Annotated in this window: 13 protein-coding genes; 10 read left to right on the forward strand and 3 right to left on the reverse strand. The window is 70.4% G+C overall.

Annotated elements, in window-relative coordinates; translation table 11 throughout:
- The first annotated feature begins 66 nt into the window (after positions 1-66).
- The 3 genes from AC07O8_RS03815 (at position 67) to AC07O8_RS03825 (ending at position 3,886) form a co-directional block, all read left to right on the forward strand.
- Positions 67-1,314 (forward strand): SPFH domain-containing protein, encoded by a 1,248-nt coding sequence (locus AC07O8_RS03815; RefSeq protein ID WP_495046762.1) that lies wholly within the window; start codon positions 67-69, stop codon positions 1,312-1,314.
- 62 nt (positions 1,315-1,376) lie between these two features.
- Entirely contained in the window at positions 1,377-3,107 is a 1,731-nt protein-coding gene (locus AC07O8_RS03820; protein WP_495046763.1) for an SH3 domain-containing protein, read from the forward strand.
- 179 nt (positions 3,108-3,286) lie between these two features.
- Entirely contained in the window at positions 3,287-3,886 is a 600-nt protein-coding gene (locus tag AC07O8_RS03825) for a hypothetical protein (protein ID WP_495046764.1), read from the forward strand.
- 206 nt (positions 3,887-4,092) lie between these two features.
- Here AC07O8_RS03825 and AC07O8_RS03830 read toward each other — a convergent pair whose 3' ends face one another.
- A complete protein-coding gene (locus AC07O8_RS03830; protein WP_495046765.1) occupies positions 4,093-7,377 on the reverse strand; it encodes a PAS domain-containing hybrid sensor histidine kinase/response regulator in 3,285 nt (1,094 codons plus the stop codon).
- 197 nt (positions 7,378-7,574) lie between these two features.
- A complete protein-coding gene (gene pyrF / locus AC07O8_RS03835; RefSeq protein WP_495046766.1) occupies positions 7,575-8,405 on the reverse strand; it encodes an orotidine-5'-phosphate decarboxylase in 831 nt (276 codons plus the stop codon).
- Between the two features lie 41 nt (positions 8,406-8,446).
- Between pyrF and AC07O8_RS03840 the strand changes: the two genes are divergently transcribed.
- The 6 genes from AC07O8_RS03840 (at position 8,447) to AC07O8_RS03865 (ending at position 13,356) form a co-directional block, all read left to right on the forward strand.
- A complete protein-coding gene (locus AC07O8_RS03840) occupies positions 8,447-9,214 on the forward strand; it encodes a GNAT family N-acetyltransferase (protein WP_495046767.1) in 768 nt (255 codons plus the stop codon).
- 75 nt (positions 9,215-9,289) lie between these two features.
- Entirely contained in the window at positions 9,290-9,997 is a 708-nt protein-coding gene (locus tag AC07O8_RS03845; RefSeq protein WP_495046768.1) for a winged helix-turn-helix domain-containing protein, read from the forward strand.
- Positions 9,997-11,313: an ATP-binding protein gene (locus AC07O8_RS03850; RefSeq protein ID WP_495046769.1), complete on the forward strand. Its 1,317-nt coding sequence runs from the start codon at positions 9,997-9,999 to the stop codon at positions 11,311-11,313. The genes AC07O8_RS03845 and AC07O8_RS03850 overlap by 1 nt, the downstream gene beginning before the upstream one ends.
- Positions 11,314-11,732: 419 nt before the next feature.
- A complete protein-coding gene (locus tag AC07O8_RS03855) occupies positions 11,733-12,305 on the forward strand; it encodes an outer membrane beta-barrel protein (RefSeq protein WP_495046770.1) in 573 nt (190 codons plus the stop codon).
- A 302-nt stretch (positions 12,306-12,607) separates the two neighbouring features.
- Positions 12,608-12,925 (forward strand): hypothetical protein, encoded by a 318-nt coding sequence (locus tag AC07O8_RS03860; RefSeq protein ID WP_495046771.1) that lies wholly within the window; start codon positions 12,608-12,610, stop codon positions 12,923-12,925.
- Positions 12,907-13,356, forward strand: a complete 450-nt coding sequence (locus tag AC07O8_RS03865; RefSeq protein WP_495046772.1) for a hypothetical protein — start codon at positions 12,907-12,909, stop codon at positions 13,354-13,356. Before AC07O8_RS03860 ends, AC07O8_RS03865 begins: the two co-directional genes overlap by 19 nt.
- Before the next feature lie 136 nt (positions 13,357-13,492).
- Here AC07O8_RS03865 and purB read toward each other — a convergent pair whose 3' ends face one another.
- Complete coding sequence (purB, locus tag AC07O8_RS03870; RefSeq protein ID WP_495046773.1) at positions 13,493-14,860, reverse strand: adenylosuccinate lyase; 1,368 nt, start codon at positions 14,858-14,860, stop codon at positions 13,493-13,495.
- 167 nt (positions 14,861-15,027) lie between these two features.
- Here purB and AC07O8_RS03875 point away from each other — a divergent pair, with 167 nt between their 5' ends.
- Positions 15,028-17,910, forward strand: coding sequence for a polysaccharide deacetylase family protein (locus AC07O8_RS03875; RefSeq protein ID WP_495046774.1), 2,883 nt, complete (start codon positions 15,028-15,030; stop codon positions 17,908-17,910).
- Positions 17,911-18,105: the final 195 nt, after the last annotated feature.

Consider the following 18,105-nt stretch of genomic DNA (forward strand, 5'->3'; position numbering starts at 1 on the left):
TCCGGGCCCTTTCCGGACCATGAGCGACATCCCAACACCCGATAGCCGGGACCCCCGGAGGACCTCATGAACGACCGCCTGCAATCGATCCGCAACGCCGCCGCGCGGCTCAAGGCTCGGCTGCCCGGTGTCCCCCGTGGCGCCGGCGCCAGCGTCGTCCGCTGCCTGCCCTGGCTGGCCGGCCTGACCGCCGTGGCCGGCGCGGTGGCGCTGCTGGTGACGCATCCGCCGGTGCACGAGGTGCCGCGAGGCACCGTCAGCCTGCGCACCAACCTGCTGACCGGCGGCGTGACCGAGGCCCGTTCGGGCTCGCTGCTCCAGATCCCCGGCCTGCACGACGTCCGCGACCTGCCCGTCCGCGATCGCAGCTATCACCCGGACCGCTTCGCCCGCGCCGACGGGGAAGCGCCGCTCCAATCGCTCGAAGGACTCTCGCTGGGCCTGGACCTGACGGTGCGCTGGACCGTCGACCCGACGCGACTGGCGCAGCTCGCCGCCTCGCTGCCCGACGACATCGAAGGCGACGTGATCGCCCCCGCGCTGCAGGGCATCGTCTACCGCCAGATCGCGACGCACACGGTGCGCGAGATCTTCTCGACGCAACGCGGCCCCATCCAGGCCGCGCTGGAGTCGGAGTTGCGCCGCAAGCTGGCGGTGGACGGCATCGTGCTGCGCGGCCTGGAGATCGGCAACGTGGACCTGCCGCAGGAGTACCGCGCCGGTCTGGAGAACCTGCTGTCCGAGGGGCTGGCCAGCGAGAAGATGCGCTACACGCTGGAGCTCAAGGAGAAGCAGGTCAAGCAGACCGAGCTGGAGGCCGCCGCCGAGAAGGTCCGCCGCGAAACCTCCGCCGAAGCCGCGGCGCGCGAGCAGATCATCGCCGCCAAGGGCCAGGAAGAGGCGATGAAGCATGTCCTGCCGTTCAAGCAGCGCCAGGTCGAACAGCGTCAGCTGGAAGCCGAGGCCGAGCGCGTCGCGCGGGTCCGCATGGCCGAAGGCAACGCGCAGGCGCGCGGCATCGAAGCGGAGGGCGAGGCCAAGGCGCGCGAGAAGCTGGCCGACGCGGAGGCCTATCGCCAGACGCGCATCGGCAAGGTCGCGGTCGACCAGATGGCGGCCGAGGGCGTGCTGCTGAGCCGCCATCCGCTGCTGATCCAGAAGGCGATGGCGGACAAGCTCTCCGACAAGGTGCAGGTGATCATCGCGCCGCCGCCGTCGGACGGCGGATTCATCGGCAAGACGCTGCTGGGAAAGAAGCAGGAGGCGCGTCCGGACGGTCGTCCGGAGGGAGAAGGCGAGGGGACCTCGCAATGAATCGCCACCGATCCGCCACGTTCCTGCTCCCGTCCTTGATCCTGAGTCGAAAGGGTTCCGACATGTGCCGCATGAAACTCGTGATGGCCGCTGCCATCGCCGCCGTCGCCGTCCAGCTGCTCTGTGTCCACTCAGCCAATGCCGCCACGTCGACGTCCGCCGTCGCCATCCCCACCACGGCTGCGGCTGACGATGCCGCGCCCAAGCCGCCGATCAAGCGCGTCTCGCCGGACGACGCGGCACCGCGCACCGCGCTGGTGGTGCAGGACAACGTCGCGATGCGCGCGGCGGCGAAGGACTCGTCGCCGGCGCAGGCGCAGCTCTGGCGCGGCGAGGCGCTGGAGATCCGCGGCGAGCGTCCCGACCACTTCCAGGTCTACGACTACCGCCGCGAGCGCGGCGGCTTCGTCCGCAAGGCCGCGCTGCTGCCGCTCAACGGCCCGGCCGCGCAGCCGGAGGCGCTGCTGGCCGCGCTGCGTGTCGTGCGACAGCAGCCGGGCGCGGAGTCGCTCGGCCTGGGCCTGGCCGCCGCCTACGTGCAGGCGGCGGGCGCGGCGCAGATGAACGGCGTCGACGGCGCGGAAGCGCTCGATGCGATGGGCACGCTCGCCGAGCGGCTGGCCGATCGCGCGTCGCGCGCGCAGTCTCGGTCGGACGGCGTGGCGACGGTCGCGCCGTCCGCTGCGGAAACCCAGGTCGCCGCGCAGCTCGATGTCGCCGCGCGTTACGGCCTGCGCTTCCGCACGCTGGAGCGCGAGGCCGGCGCAATGCAGCTCTGCTACGACGGCGAGGCGTTCCGCCGCGTGCTGGCGATGCCGGCCTCGACGCCGGAGCAGAAGGCGCGCGCCGCGCTGGCGCTGACGCGGGTCGACTGCCTGGGCCCGGTCGCGACGCCGCCGCAGCGCGAGCAGATGGACCAGTGGCGCGCGGACGTGCTCGACAAGGTCGACCTGAGGGACCCGGCGCTGGCGACGCATTGGCGCAACCGCGTCCTGATGCGGCAGTCCGGCGTGTGGAGCAGCCTGGCGTTCATCCGGGCGCGCCGTGCCAGCGCTGCAAGCGCGGCAGGCGCCGCCGGTCCGACGAGTGCGACGGGAGCGGCCGGTGCGGCCGGTGCGACCGCCGCGCCCGTGGCCTTGCAGGTGGACGCCTCGTCGGCCGCCGCGCGCCGTGCGCTCGAAGCGTTTGCGCGCGTGGTGCCGGCTGAGCTGTCCGACGACGATCAGCCGACCTACAACGATGCCGCCATGCGCGGCAATGCGATGCGCTGGGCCGCGTTGCCTGCTGCTGCGCCGGAGCAGGCGCTCGGCGCCGTGAAGCTGGGCGTCGCGCCCGGTCAGCCGGGCGAGACCTGCCTCACCCTGACGTTGAACGGTGCGAAGGAAGGCAACGCGCCGCTGCTGCGCCACTGCGCGTGGGGGCTGGTGATGACGGCCTCGGCGCGGATCAACCGCGAGGGCTCGGCGATCGCGATCGCCTCGGTGCCGGCGGACGGCTGGCGCGAGCTCTGGCTGCTGCGCCGAACCGCGCAGGGCTGGAAGGTGTCGGTGCTGCCGCCGGTGGCGGCGCAGCCGGGCCTGGGCTACGCGGAATTCGCCGGCTGGGTGCCCGGCGGCAGGGAGCTGCTGGTCGCGCGCGAGTCCCGTGCCGAGGGCCGCTACAAGCGCAGCTACGAGCTGGTCGACCTCGACACGCTGGAGACGAAGCGCCAGGCCGGCGACGTGACGATGCTCGGTGCGTTCCAGCGCTGGCAGGCGGCGGATTGGAAGGGCACCAGCCTGAGCGCGAGGTAAGGGCTGTTCCATTTCGCATGGCGCTGCGGGGGGCTCAGAAGAGGAGCCTCATTCCCTCGAAAGTGGGTCCTCTTCATACCCCCCGCCGCCCACAACTTTGAGTCATGGCAGAAAGGGTTTCGATTTCGAGAATGCATACATCGCATCGACAGGAGGTCGATGGCAGAAAGGCAGAAACGATGTTGCAGCGAATCGAATTCGAAGACGAGCCCGAGGAGGCAGCGCTGGCGCCAGTGCCGGCGTTCCCCGAGCGCGGACGACCGGTGTGGGTGTACAGCAAGAGCCAGAAGCCCTACCTCTATCGGCCGTGGGCGAACCCTTGCTCGCCCGGCGAGTGGCCGTACGACCTCCAGGCGCTCCGCGGCACGGAGGACTACGAAGACATCATCGAGTGGTATGCGCAGAGGCATCCGCATCTGCTGCGAGAGGACTTCCAAGTGATTGATCGGGAACTGGCTCGTTGCGCCGGCGACCGTCAGATCAGTGTCCAAGTGAACCGGGATCCCGAGGAGCACAACATGGACTTGCAGTTCACGCTCTTCGGCTATGCGCCGGACGCTGAGTATCCCTATCCCGAGATCGAAAACTTCTACGCACTGTACGAGTCCGTCCCGGCGATCAAACGCCTTTGGCTGGTCGTCTTTGCGCAAGCATGGCCCGGTCGCTTTGAGGACCGGCAGTGCCTATTACGGAGTGTTCCTGCGCGCTCGCGACCTGGCAGGCATTTCCCAGCGACATCCCAAGGCTCACCAGTGGACCCAGGAGCACTACGAACGTGAGGGCGAATTGGAATTCGCCAAGAGGCTGGGTACCCTGCGCCGCAGCAGGAACCATGCTGACTACTCCACCGAACGGCACATCACGCGGAAGGAGGCGGAGGCGGCCATGAACCTGTCGCAGCAGATCCGCGCGGAGCTTCGGGTGATTGCAGGTCGTCGGCAGTAGTGGGACGGCAGCAACGGGCCGGTGGACAAATCTGACCCGGTCAGTCCGCCGTGAGCTTCACCAGCACCTGCCGCAGCCGCTGCGCGTCGATGGGCTTGGTGAGGAACTCGTTCATCCCGGCGGCGAGCGCCTCGTCGCGTTCCTGGACCAGCGCGGCCGCCGTCAGCGCGATGATCGGCAGTTCGGTCGCGTCGTAGCGCTGGCGCAGCTGCCGAGTCGCCTCGTGGCCGCTCATGACCGGCATCTGCACGTCCATCAGCACCGCGTCGAAAGGCTTGCCCATGCTGGCCGCGGCCGTCACCGCCTCCACCGCCTGGCTGCCGTCGCTCGCTTGCGAGACCTCCGCGCCCCACTGCTCGAGCATGGCCACGGCGATCATCATGTTCACCGGGTTGTCCTCGACCATCAGGATGCGGCGCCCCGCCAGCTCCGCGTCGTCCGCCGGCGCGCGGCGTTGCGCGCTCACCGGCGCGGGCGCCGCGGGCAGCGGCAGCTCGGCCCAGAAGGTCGCCCCCGCGCCCGGCTGGCTGTCCACGCCCACGTCGCCGCCCATCAAGGTCGCCAGCTCGCGGCAGATCGACAGACCCAGGCCCGTGCCGCCGTAGCGGCGCGTGGTCGATTCGTCCGCCTGCGTGAACGGCTGGAACAGCCGCTCCTGCATGGCCTCGGCGATGCCGGGGCCGGTGTCGCTGACCTCGACGCGCAGACGGCGCTCGTCCAGCCGGCGCACCCGCACTGCCACGCGGCCCTGCTCGGTGAACTTCAGCGCGTTGCTCAGGTAGTTGCTCAGGATCTGCCGGGTGCGCACCGGATCGCCGATCACCCAGGCCGGCACCGCATCGTCCACGTCGATGCTGAAACCCAGCCCCCGCGCCTGTGCCAGCGTCAGGTAGCCCATGCGCATCGTCGCCAGCATGTCGCGCAGGGCGAAGGGCACCGTCTCCAGCGTCAGCCGGCCGGCCTCGATCTTGGAGAGGTCCAGGATGTCCGACATCAGGCCCGACAGGCTCTCCGCGCTGTCCACCATCTGGTCCAGGTAGTGGCTGCGCGTGTCGCCATCCAGGTCCGGCTGCTGCAGCAGCCGCGCCAGGCCGACCAGGCCGTTCAGCGGCGTGCGGATCTCGTGGCTGATGTTGGCCAGGAACGCGCTCTTGGCCCGGTTGGCGGCCTGCGCCTCGTCCTTGGCCTGCGCGAGCGCGGCCTCGACGCGACGGCGCTCGGTCACGTCTTCCATGATCCAGATCGTGCCGCCGCGGCTCGGGTGGTTCGGGTCCACGGCACGCGCCAGGATCCGGCACAGGAACCGGCTGCCGTCACGGCGTCGCATCAGCCGTTCGACCTCGACCTGCTCGCCCGCGGCCAGGCGCGGACCGAGTTCGTGGCCGACGGCCTCGTAGTCTTCCGGGTTGGGCCACACCACGCTGCCGGCCTGGCCGATCAGTCCGCCCGCGGGCCAGCCGAACATCTCCTCCACCAGCCGGTTGGCCTGCACGAAGTGCTGGTCGCGCGTGAGCGCGATGCCGATCGACGCGTTCTCCAGGATCGCCGCATGGACCAGCCGGGTGCGCTCGGTGTCGCTGACGTCGCGCGAGTTGACGACCAGATAGGACATCCCGTCCATCACGAACGGCGCCGCCGACAGCAGCATCGGGATCGGCTGTCCGCGCCGGTTGACGAAGGTCGCCGGCAGGTCGCTGACGCGGCCGTGCAACCGCAAGGCCTCGACCAGCCGCTCGCGGTCGGCGATGTCCTGCCAGATGCCGAGTTCTTCGGAACTGCGGCCCAGCACCTCGTCGGCGGTGTAGCCGCTGACCAGCTCGAAGGTCTTGTTGACCATCACGTAGCGGCCGCTGACGGTCTCCGTCAGCGTGACGACGTCGGGGCTGGTCGCGAACAGGTGCGACAGCAGCGCCTCCGAGCGGCGCAGCGCGTCCTGCGCGCGCGAGGTCTCGGTCTGGTCGATGAAGAAGGACAGCGTCGCGGGCCCGGTGGCCGCGTCCACGCGCACGCTGGTGGCCTGCACCAGTCGGCGGCGGCGCGACAGCGTCCGCAGCCGGAATTCCGTCATCGGCAGCATCGCGCCGACGGGCAACGCCTCGATCTTGGCGGCGCGCTGGCGGGCGCGTTCCTCGTCGCCGGGCTCGTAATGCGAGAACAGGTCCTGCCCGATCATCGACGAGCGCTGCGTGTAGCCGAACATCGCCATGGCCGCCGGATTGGCATCCATCACGCGGCCCCAGCGGTGCAGCACCAGCGGCGACGGCGAACGGCGGAACAGCTCGCGGTAGCGCGTCTCGGTGGCCACCATGGCCTGCTCGGTCTGGACCTCGTCCGTGACGTCGCGGCCCACGCCCCAGTAGCCGCGGAAGTTGCCCTTGGCGTCGAAGCGCGGCTCGCCGCTGATCGACACGTAATGCAACGTGCCCTCCGCGGTCGTGCGCCGCATCACCAGGCCGCGGAACGGACGGTGGGATTCGAGGTCGGCGCGGTGCGCGTCGAGCTCCTCGTCGGTGAGGCCGAGGTGCTCGATCTCCCACGGCGCGCGGCCGAGCCGCTCCGCCATCGAGAGCCCCGAGGCGCCGGGGTTGTGTTCGGTCAGGTGGGTGAAGCGGAACTGGCGGTCCATCTCCCAGTACCAGTCCGCCGCCATGTTGAGCAGGTGGCGGAAGCGCGCGTGCCGGTCGTTGACCTCCTGCATCGCGCGCCGGATCAGCTTGGCCGTGCCCAGGCCGACGACCAGCCCCGCGGTCAGCAGCAGCAGCTGCGTCAGCAACCGGGCGGTCAGCCCGACCGGCGCGGCGCCGACCTGGATCCAGCCGCCGAGTTCCGCGGAGGCCAGCCCGCCCAGCGCGGCCAGTCCCAGCCCGAACAGCGACAGTCCCGTGCCGAGACCGATCATGCCAGTCCCGAGCGCGACCATCAGACCCATGATGCCCAGGCTCGCGGCATTGAGCCCGAGCTGGCGCGAGACCGCCAGCGACAGCGCCGTGGCCATCGCCAGGCACATCAACGCGACCGCCGCCGCGGGGCCGTGCTGGGCGGGGAGCCGCCACAGCATCGCCAGGCCGGCGAAGGTGGTCACGAGGGCGAACACCGGTGGCAGCAGGCCGCCCAGAGGCTCCGACGCGCCGGCGCTGGCCAGCAGCAGGACCCCGGCCATGCCGGACAGCAGCACGCACGCGGCCATGAACAGCCGCGCGGCGCGCCATTGCAGCTTGGCGGGCAGGCTGTCGCCCCGCGACAGTTCATGCCCCACCAGACTGCTCAGATCGTCCTGGGAATCCTTGCTCACTCGACCCCGCCCCAACTCGTTGTGTATGGACATGCCCTTTCTCTCCTTGGAAAGGTTCCGGGGCGAGCGGCATGCCGGATCGGCGCGCGGCGGCCCGGATTGCAACGTCCGGTAACGGAGTCTCGGCGAGCGGGGGGTGTTCTGGAGAGGAGAGGAATCCCCAAACGCGTCCAGTTCGGTGCGCGTTCGGGATTTCTGCCAATTAATTGGCGGGCGTCAGCGCCTGCGGATCAGGCCGGCCGGGCCGGGCGCAAGGCGTCGCGTGTCGCCAGCGCCACACGGCGCGCGGCGGCGGCGAAGTCCTCGCCGGAGGAGGCGTACAGCACCGCGCGGGAGGAATTCACGATCACCGTGCCACCGCCCTGGCGCCAGCCCGCGGAGACCGTGGCCGCCGCGTCGCCGCCCTGCGCGCCCACGCCCGGGATCAGCAGCGGCAAGGTCGGGGCGAGCTCGCGCACGCGCTCGATCTCCTTCGGGTAGGTCGCGCCGACCACCAGGCCCAGCTGGCCGTTGACGTTCCAGTCGCCCTGGGCCAGCGCGGCCAGGTGCTCGAACAGGCGCGGCTGGCCCGGCACGTCGGCCAGGCGCTGCATCTGCCAGTCGTCGCCGCCCGGGTTGGAGGTGCGGCACAGCAGGAAGGCGCCCTTGTCGGCGTAGCGCAGGTAGGGCTCGACGCTGTCGCGGCCCATGAACGGCGACAGGGTCACCGCGTCGGCCTGGTAGCGCTCGAAGGCCTCGCGGGCGTACTGCTCGGCGGTGGCGCCGATGTCGCCGCGCTTGGCGTCCAGGATCACCGGCACGTGCGGCGCATGGCGCTTGATGTGGGTCATCAGCTGCTCGAGCTGGTCCTCGGCGCGGTGCGCGGCGAAGTACGCGATCTGCGGCTTGTACGAGCTCACCAGGTCCTTGGTGGCGTCGACGATGGCGGCGCAGAAGTCGTAGATCCGGCCGGCGTCGCCCTTCCAGGGGCTGGGGAACCTGGCGGGATCGGGATCCAGCCCGACGCACAGCAGGGAGTCGTTGAGGCGCTCGGCGGCCTGGAGCATCGACATGAATTTCATGTGCGGTATTGTCCCGCTTTTGTGGGCGAGGGGAGGCGGGGATGGACGTGTTGAGAACGGCGCGACTGCGCCTGCGGTGGTTCCGGCAGTCGGACGCGGCCTTCGTCCGCGGGCTGCTCAACGAGCCGGCCTGGATCGAACACATCTACGACGCGCAGGTCCGCACCGACGAGCAGGCCGCGGCCTGGATCCGCGAGCGGCTGGAGGCGCGGTACTGGCTGCTCGGTTTCGGTTTCTGGGCCGTGGAGCGGCTCGAGGACGGCGAACTGCTCGGCCTGGCCGGCGTGATCCAGCGCGAGGGGCTGCCGCATCCGGACATCGGCTACGGCTTCCCGGCGCGGTTCTGGGGGCATGGCTATGCGCGGGAGGCCGCCGCGGCCACCTTCGACTACTGCCGGCAGGTGCTCGGGCTGCGGCATCTGCTGGGCACGACCGCGCCGGAGAACGAGCCGTCCGGGCGCGTGCTGCTCGCGATCGGCATGAGCGACGACGGGCTGCAGCAGACGGAGGCGCACGAGGGCCTGTCGCGGGTCTATTCCTGGCACGACCCGGTCGCGCGCAGCGACGCCGAGGAGATCGCCGCGCTGCGGTCCCGATGGCACGCCGCGTTGCGCGGACCGGCGCGCCCGACCTTGATGGCCTGCGTCACCCCGGAGACCGTCGATCGCGTGATGGCCAGCCGCACCGACCTGTCCCCGCAGGCGCTGGACCATCTGGCGCAGCGCTGGGCGCCGCTCGCGGACGATCCGACGCTGCGCGCGGTGAAGACCCCGGCGGGCTGGCGGCTGGAAGTGCCGGCCGACCGCTGAAGCCCGCGCGCGTGCGCAGGCGCGCTTAAGCGTGGCTGAAGTCGGCGGGGGAGGGCCTCGCCTATGCTCGGTGCCATGGACATTTCTGCTCAGCCCGCCGCGCGCATCCTGCTCATCGAGGATGACGAGCGTCTGGCGCAACTGGTGGCCGAAGCGCTCAGCAAGGCCAACTATGCGGTGACCGTCTGCGGCGACGGCCTGGCCGGCGAGGCGCTGATGCGGCAGGAGCCCTTCGACCTGGTGCTGCTGGACGGCCACCTGCCGGGCAAGGACGGCTTCGACGTGCTGCGCGACACGCGGCGCGATTTCCCCGGCCGCATCGTGATGCTGACCGCGCGCGACGACGACATCGACCAGGTGCTCGGCCTGGAGGGCGGCGCGGACGACTACATCGCCAAGCCGGTGGCGCCGCGCGTGCTGCTGGCGCGGCTGAAGGCGCTGCTGCGCCGCGACGCGCTGCCGGCGGCGCACCCGATCGGCGAGGCGCTGCACTTCGGCCCGCTGACGCTGCTGCCGCAATCGCGCGAGCTGCGTCTGAACGGCGAGCCCGTCATCCTCACGACCGCCGAGTACGAACTGCTGAACTTCCTGGCGCACCGCGCGGGGCAGGTGGTCAGCCGGGACGACATCATGCAGGGCCTGCGCGGGCTGGAGTTCGACGGGCTGGACCGCGCGATCGACGCGCGCATCTCGCGGCTGCGCAAGAAGATCGGCGACGACGCGCAGGCGCCGGTGCGGATCAAGACGGTGCGCGGGCAGGGCTACCTCTTCGCGATCGACTGATGGCCGCGATCACGCTGCGCGCCTCGCTGTTGCGGATGGCGCTGGGACTGGGGCTGGCGGTGCTGGCGCTGATCCTGCTCGTCGAGGGCCTGGTGCTGATCGGCGCTTCCGAGGTCACCAACGACTACGTCCGCAACTTCATGCGCGGCACGGTGGACCTGCTGGTGCGGGACCTCGCGCCGCTGGACCCGCCGGCCCGGCGCGAGCGGGTGCGCGAGCTCGACGCGCAGTTCGACTATCCCGTGCGGCTGATCCGCACCGATCTTGCGCAACTCAGCGCGGACCAGCGACGCCGGCTCGAACGCGGCGAGGTGCTGGTGACCGGCTTCAATCGCCGCATCTACGCGGCGCTGCCGGGCGAGCCCGACCAGCTGCTGCTGCTCGGACCGCTGGATTCCAAGCGGGGCGGCGAGCTGCCCAAGGAACTCGCCGCGCAACTGGGCGTCGCGGTGGTGATCGCGCTGGCGGTCGCCGTGATCGCATGGTGGCAGCTGAGGCCCTTGTGGCGCGATCTGCGCGGCTTGCAGCGCGCGGCCGAGCGCTTGAGCGCGGGGCGGCTCGACACCGAACTGCCGCCGCTGAAGAGCCGCCTCTTCGCGCCGGTGGCTGCGGCGACGCGCGCGATGCTGGAGCGGCTGGCCGCCGCGATGGCGACGCAGCGCGAGCTGACCGGGGCGGTCTCGCATGAATTGCGGACGCCGCTGGCGCGGCTGCGTTTCGCGGTCGATGCGCTCGTGGACGAAGACGACCGCGATCGCCGCGAACAGGCGGTGATGGCCTGCGAGCGCGACATCGCCGAACTCGACGAACTCATCGATGCGAGCCTCACGCTGGCGCGGCTGGACATGGGCGCGCTGCAGCCGCACGTGATGCAGGGCAACCTGGGCGACATGCTCGCGAAGGAGGCGGCGTCGCTGGCGCCGCTGCTCGACGGCAAGGCGCTGGATACCGACCTGCGATTGCCGGACGTGCTGCCCTTCGATGAACGGCTCCTGCCTTACGCGATCCGCAACGGGCTGCGCAACGCGGCGCGGTATGCGAAGGGGCGGATCCTGCTGAGCGCGTGGGTGGAGGCGGGGCAGCTCTGGCTCGCGATCGACGATGACGGCGAGGGTGTGCCGCCGTCCTTGCGCGAGGCGGCGTTCGAGCCCTTCAAGCGATTGGAGCGCAAGGGGCGCGGCACGCGCGGTTTCGGCCTGGGGCTGGCCATCGTGCGGCATGTGGCGCATGCGCACGGCGGGCATGCGCGGCTGGGCGAGGCACCGCGCCTCGGCGGCGCGCGGTTGCTGCTGTACTGGCCGGCGGAAGCGGCCTGAAGACCCCAGTACTGCCACCGCCGCTGGCCCTCACCCCCGCCCTCTCCCGCAAGCGGGAGAGGGAGTCCGACCGACGCCACTCGCGGCGTCGCCGCCTGTTTCCCCCTCTGCCGCTTGCGGGAGAGCAACGTGTCAAACCCCTGCGGCAGCAGAAGCGCTGTGACGCTTACTCCCTCTCCCGCTTGCGGGAGAGGGCAGGGGTGAGGGCCAGCGGCCGTCGCAGTGCGCAGACCGCCCCGCGTGAAGCTTCGTCAAGCGCTGCGGACGCCGCTGTCATCGACCGTCACACAAGCGCTCAACTCGCTCCACAGACGCGGCGGGGTCGAATTCCCAGAATGAGCTCCATGTCGAACGAGCCTGGCCACTGACCCAGGCGACCCGGAACGACAGATCGATCAACAGCTCTGAAGGAGTTCCAGATGAACAGCAACAACAACACCCGCACGTCGATCAACGGCAAGAACGCCGGTCTGCTGGCCGCCGCGGCCGTCGCACTGACGCTGGGCGCGGGCGTCGCGCACGCCGACCCGGTGACCCCGTATTACATCGGCGGCGACGTCGGCAAGACCACGCAACGCGTGGACGGCAACTCGCAGAAGCGCACGTCGGACAGCTACAGCATCTTCGGCGGCTACAAGTTCAACGAGAACTTCGCGGCTGAAGTGGGCTACAGCGACCTGGGCAAGGTCGACTTCGGCGGCGTGACCGCGAAGAACAAGGTGTACTCGCTGGACGGCATCGCCCGCGCGCCGCTGGGCGCCGGCTTCGGCGTCTACGGCAAGGTGGGCCTGGCGTACGCCCAGCGCGACTTCAACAACGGCCTGGGCGACAAGGACAAGACCGGCCTGAAGCTGGGCGTGGGCGTCGACTACGCGCTGACGAAGAACGTCTCGCTGCGCGCCGAAGCCACCCGCTTCAACAACATGCCGCAAGCCAACGGCTTCGACAAGAAGGACGATCGTCTGAGCATGGGCGTCGCCTACCAGTTCTGATCGACCGCGTTTGACCGGTGCCGATTCCCCCCGGCGCCGGCGCCTGACGGGGGCTGCTCCGAGCGACACCCGACCCCCGATTCCCCGCCAGGTGAAGGGCAGTGCAGAAATGCACTGCCCTTTTTTCATGGCGATCGGACAGGCGCGTGTCGTGGTGGCGGCCTCGCGCCGGCCCCATCGACGCACAGGCGGGTCATGGGCGCGCGGGCTTGTTCCCGATGGAATGCCACTGCGCCGTCACCCGACGGCGTGACTCGTCGACGCCAAGGTCGTGAGTCCCACTTTCCTTCGAGAACATCGACATGACCGCAATGATTTCTGACAAGACCCGCGCAACGACCGCTGCCGTGGACGGCGCCTTCCACGAACAGGACCTGGCCTTCCGTGAGCTGACCGACGCGGAGATCGACGCCGTGCACGGCGGCGATTCCTGGGCCGGCACGCCGGCGGGACGCGCCACCGCGGACGGCGCGGCCTGTGCCAACACCATCCTGGCCTGGAGCGGCATCGGCGCGACCGTCGGCGGCATCGGCGGCAGCTTCCTCAGCGTGCTGGGCGGCTGGGCCATCGGCGGCGGCTTGGCGGCGCAGTACTCCAAGGCATGCAACATCACGCGGTGAACGCCGACGACGCCGGACCTCCGTCGGCGCCGGGGCTGCTCCGGACCGCGGCGCGCGTGATCGCCGCGAGCGCGGGCGCTCGTCTCGTGCTGGCGCTGCCGGGTTGCTGCGCGGCCTGGTCGTACCCGGAGCTCTTCCTCGCGATCATGGGCGCGATGCTGTGGGGGGCCGTCGTCTTCAGGGTGACGGCGGTGTTCCTCGCGGCGGCCGTCGACGGCACCCGTCCCCGCGTCTCGCGCAGCGCCGTCGCCCTGCTCGGACTCGTGGTCGCCGCGATCGGCGCGGAGGCCTTCTGGGCCCTCGCCGCCGCCGCGCCGCAAGCCCTGGCGGGCATTGCGCTTGAGGTCATCGCCGGGGCCTGGATCGCCTGCTGCGCCGTGCTCGTGGGTCACCGCTGGCGTCGGCCCGACGTGCCGGATCCGGACGCTTGAACGAAGCGCTTGAACGAGACCCTTGAACGAGACCCTTGAACAGGAGGTCGATAGCAAAAAGGGGCAGTGCACGAATGCACTGCCCCTTTCTTGCGATCCGGCCGATCGACCGGCGGCCAATCGACAAATCAACCGATCAGATCCGCTTCGCCAGCGCTTCCGCCGTGCCGGTGTAATTCCCGGGCGTCATCGCCAGCAGGCGCTGCTTCTCGGCCTCGGGCAGCTCCAGGCCCTGGATGAAGGCCTGGATCGATTCGCGCGTGATCGCCTTGCCGCGCGTCAGTTCCTTCAGGCGCTCGTACGGGTTGGGCAGCGCGTAGCGGCGCATCACCGTCTGGATCGGCTCGGCCAGCACTTCCCACGACGAATCCAGGTCCGCGTCCAGCGCGGCCTGGTTGAGTTCCAGCTTGTCGAGGCCCTTGGTGAGCGAGTCGTAGCCCAGCAGCGCGTAACCCAGCGCCACGCCCATGTTGCGCAGCACCGTCGAGTCCGTCAGGTCCCGCTGCCAGCGGGAGATCGGCAGCTTCTGGCTCAGGTGCGTCAGCACCGCGCTGGCCAGGCCGAAGTTGCCTTCCGCGTTCTCGAAGTCGATCGGATTGACCTTGTGCGGCATCGTCGACGAGCCGATCTCGCCCGCCTTGGTCTTCTGCTTGAAGTAGCCCAGCGACACGTAGCCCCACACGTCGCGCGACCAGTCCACCAGGATGGTGTTGGCGCGCGTCACGGCGTCGAACAGCTCGGCCATGTAGTCGTGCGGCTCGATCTGGATCGTGTACGGGTTGAAGCTCAGGCCTAGCTGCTGCTCGATCACCGACCGGCTGAACGCCTCCCAGTCCTTCTCCGGATAGGCCGACAGGTGCGCGTTGTAGTTGCCCACGGCGCCATTCATCTTGGCCAGCAGCTTCACCTCGGCGATGACGGTGCGCGCGCGGCGCAGGCGCGCCACCACGTTCGCGATCTCCTTGCCGACGGTCGTCGGGCTGGCGGTCTGGCCGTGCGTGCGGCTCAGCATCGGCGCGGCGGCGTGGGCCTGGGCCATGGCGGTCATCTTCTCGATGACGCGGTCCAGCGCCGGCAGGATCACCTGGTCGCGCGCGGCCTTCAGCATCAGGCCGTGGCTGGTGTTGTTGATGTCCTCGCTGGTGCAGGCGAAGTGCACGAACTCGCCGGCGCCCTCCAGCTCCGCCTTGCCGGCGAACTGCTGCTTGATCCAGTACTCCACCGCCTTGACGTCGTGATTGGTCGTCTTCTCGATGTCCTTGATCGCCTGGGCGTCGGTCTCCGAGAAATCCGCCACCAGCGCCCGCAGGAACTCGCGCGAGGCCGTGGACAGCGGCTTCAGTTCCGCCAGGCCCGCGTCGGACAGCGCGATGAACCATTCGATCTCCACCTGCACGCGACGGTGCATCAGGCCGAATTCGGACAGCAGCGGGCGCAGCGCGGCCATGCGCGACGCATAACGGCCATCCAGGGGCGACAGGGCGGTGAGGGCGGAAAGATTCATGGCGCGCGGGGGCCGGAACCGGCCATTCAGGGGGTGGGACAAACCCGGGGATTCTACAGAGCGGGTCACAATGGCGCCGCTTCGGCCTGCCGACGCCCGAGGGAGGACGTCCGGCAGGCCTGCACGAGCGCATTGAGGGAAGTTCGAGGGAAGGTTCGAGGGAAGGCATGCAAGAGAGAAGTCCACGCAAGGGCGCCGTCCGGATGACGGCCCAGGCGGCCATCCTGGCCGCCGCGTCCGCCGTCACGATGACCGTGCTGAGCGGCTGCAAGCCCGGCGGCGACGCGCCCCGGCCGCTGGCGCCGGTGGAAGCGGCCTCCGCCAGTCCGGCGGTCAGCGCCACGCTGCGCCAGCAGAGCGACGAGGTGCTCGCGCGCTACCGCCAGATGATCGTGCTGATGGACGGCGAAGCCGCGCTCAAGCCTGCGGAACGCGATGCCGTGCGCGCCGTCGGCATGCTGCTCTTCCACGACATGCAGGACAGCATCCGCGCCCTCGGCGAGACGGCGGCCAAGAGCACCGACCCCGCCGGCCTGGCCGCGCTGTCGGACTTGCTGGACCGCGTCGAGCAGGAGCCGTCGTGGTTCGACGCCGACCGGCTCGCCTTCAAGGAATTCCTGACGCAGCTCGCGCAGCAGTTCTCGACCTCGCAGAGCATCGCCGGCCTCAAGCTGGCCAAGCGCGCCGGCGAGGACCTCAGCGTCCTGGCCGAGATCGAGAACGCCTACGAGCAGGAACTGCGCGACACCTTCGGCCGCTTCGCGCAGCGCGGCATCGTGCCCAAGCGCGAGAAGTGGACCGACTACGTCGCCAAGCTCAAGCGCCTGTACGCGCGCGACCGCATCCTGAAGGACTACGCGACCATCCTGCCGGACCTGCAGGCGCGTCCGAGCGTCACCGACACGCCGGATGACGCCGCACCCGCGACGACAACGACTGCGCCCGCCGCCGCGGCGACGCGTGGACCGACCAAGCAGGAGCGCGAGTTCTTCGGCCGCCAGTTGCCGCCCAAGACGGTGCTGCTGACCTTCGACGACGGTCCGCATCCGCGCTACACCGACGAGATCCTGGAGATCCTCAAGCGCTACCAGGCGCCGGCCGTGTTCTTCGAGCTGGGGCGAAACCTCGGCAGCGTCGATGCCAGCGGCAAGATCAAGCCGGGCCCCGGCAGCGAGGTCGCCAAGCGCGTGCTCGCCGCCGGCCATCCGATCGCGAACCACAGCTTCAGCCACGGCGTGATGTCGAAGTTCGAGCTCGACAAGGTGCGCCAGGAAGCCAGCTCGACCGAGGCGCTGCTCGACGCCGCCGGCCGCGACGGCCAGGCGCTGTTCCGCTTCCCCTACGGCGCGCGCAACGACGCGGCGCTGGGCGCGATCGAGGCGCTCAAGCTGCGCTCGATGATGTGGAACGTCGACTCGCTGGACTGGTCCGACCCCATCCCCAAGTCCATCGCCGCGCGCGTGCTGGGGGAGCTCGGCAAGCAGCAGCGCGGCATCGTGCTCTTCCATGACATCCATGCGCGCACCGTCGAGGCGCTGCCATTGGTGCTCGACCAGCTCAAGGCGGAAGGCTACAAGTTCGCGGCTTGGAAGGACGGCAAGATCGTCGCGGCCGACACGCCCGCCGCGGACGCGACGCCGCCGGAACTCGCCGGCGCCAACCTCTATCGCGACAGCGTCGCGCTCGTGATCGGCATCGACCAGTACAAGGCCTGGCCGCGACTGCAGCATGCGGTGCGCGACGCCCGCGCGATCCAGGAGACGCTGCAGACGCAATTCGGTTTCCGGCCGGAGAACGTCACCACGCTGACCGACGCCGACGCGACCCGCGCCAACATCCTGCGCGCGCTCAACGGCATGGCGCGCAAGGGCGGCGACGGCAGGCTCAAGCGCGACGACCGCGTGTTCGTCTTCTTCGCCGGCCACGGCAGCACGCGCAAGCTGCCGAGCGGGCGCGACGTCGGCTACATCATCCCGGTCGACGCCGGCACCGACGACCTGCAGACCGACGCGATCGCGATGCCGCAGCTGCAGGAGCTCAGCGAGGCGCTGCCCGCCAAGCATGCCTTCTTCGTCATCGATGCCTGCTACTCGGGCCTGGGTCTGACGCGCGGCGGCGCGCCGGGCGGCAGCTCGAACTTCGTGCGCGACAACGCGCGCCGGCTGGGCCGCCAGATGATGACGGCCGGCGGCGCCGACCAGCAGGTCGCCGACGACGGTCCGGGCGGGCATTCGGTCTTCACCTGGACGCTGCTGCAGGCGCTGTCCGGCAAGGCCGACCTGAACGGCGACGGCCTCATCACCGCGACCGAGCTGGCCGCCTACGTGGCGCCGGCGGTGTCGGCGATCGCGCACCAGACGCCCGCCTTCGGCAGCCTGCCGGGCAGCGAGGGCGGGGAGTTCATCTTCGAGCTCGCGTCCGCGCAGGAGCAGGCGCTCAGCGGCGACAGCAACCAGCTCGACCTCAAGACCAGCGCGCTGGCCAAGCAGGCGGACGACGCCCGCAACGCGCAACTGCAACCGGTGGCGCAGGCCTCCGCGCCGACCGGCGCCGCGCCCGGATCGCCCGCGGCCAGCGCCACCTCGGTGCAGGTCACGCTGAAGGGCCTGGACGGCACCGACACGGCCATCGCCACCAGCGCCGCGCCGGCGCCGACCAGCGCGCGCATCGCCGCGCAACGCGCCAACGACCGCGGCCTGCAGCTCTACAAGGAGCGCCGCTACGACGAGGCCGAGGCCGCGTTCACCGAAGCGCTCAAGCTCCAGCCCAGGTTCGCGCTGGCGGCCAACAACCTGGGCTTCATCTACTACAAGCGCGACAAGCCGGCCGAGGCCGCGCGCTGGTACCGCAAGGCGATCGAGATGGACGGCAGCCGCGCGCTGGCGCATCTGAACCTGGGCGACGCGCTGCTGCGCGCGGGCGACGACGCGGGCGCGCGGGCCGCGTACCAGGCGTTCATCGAGCTGTCGCCCAAGCATGCGCGGGCTGCGGAACTGAAGGCCTGGATCGAGCATCCGGACAGCGCGAAGAAGCCGGAACCGCCGCGGTGATCGGGGATCCCGGCCGCCGCGTCGGCGGCCGGGAGGGCCGGCGGACCAGGCATCGGGCGGGCGTTGGAAAGGACCGACGGCGGGCGGGTTGTCCCTGATGCGAGGGGCATTCCGCCTGCTGCTTAATCCGTCCTTTCCCGCTCGGTTGACGACTGGTTACCGCTTCGTTCGATGCTTTCCCTGGCCTCCGATGGC

The organism is Roseateles sp. GW821-FHT09G09, from assembly GCF_059415965.1.